The organism is Pseudoalteromonas sp. G5_S1_14_S5, from assembly GCF_054968605.1.
Map to the genome: position 1 here is coordinate 1 of NZ_JBQKUM010000208.1, position 661 is coordinate 661.

The 661-nt window shown below is 47.7% G+C and carries 1 protein-coding gene; it reads left to right on the forward strand.

All coding sequences use genetic code 11. From position 1 onward, the window contains the following. Positions 1–610 (forward strand): IS21-like element ISVch3 family helper ATPase IstB (gene istB, locus ACTRWI_RS22575; RefSeq protein WP_499133926.1); only part of this gene is annotated, 610 nt, incomplete at its 5' end. Between the last annotated feature and the right edge of the window lie 51 nt (positions 611–661).

Sequence of the window (661 nt, forward strand, 5' to 3'; positions counted from 1 at the left end):
AAGTGAGATCTTGAACCGTAACCAGAACAAAATCCAACGCCTAAAACGGCAAGCCAAGCTCAGAGTGGATGCTCAACCGAGCCAGCTCCTCTACAAAGAAGGACGAAATCTCAATCGTAAACAGATGAGTGAACTTCTGACGGGGAGTTATCTGTACAAGCACCAGAATATCTTGATCACAGGCCCAACAGGAGCAGGTAAAACGTATCTTGGCTGCGCACTTGCAACGAGCGCCTGCGACCAACAGCAAACCGTCAGATACTACCGATTAACACGCTTGCTTGATGATCTGACCGCAGGTCGCCTGGATGGTAGCTATCAAAAGCAACTTCAATCTCTGGCGAAAAAAGCACTGCTTATCCTCGACGACTGGGGTATGGAAAAACTGCCGCAGGAGCATGCAGGTCACTTGTTAGAAGTACTTGAAGACCGCTACCAAAACAGCAGCACAATCGTCATCAGTCAATTACCTGTAAAGGAGTGGTACAACATGATCGGCAACGCCACCGTCGCCGACGCTCTAATGGATCGGCTAGTACACAATAGTCATCGAATAGAACTGGGAGGTGAGTCAATGAGAAAACTGGCGCAATCCGATCACTTAGAGTAAAAATAGGAAGAGAGAAAAATGGCAGGATCAGGTGATCGGAATAAACCGAAA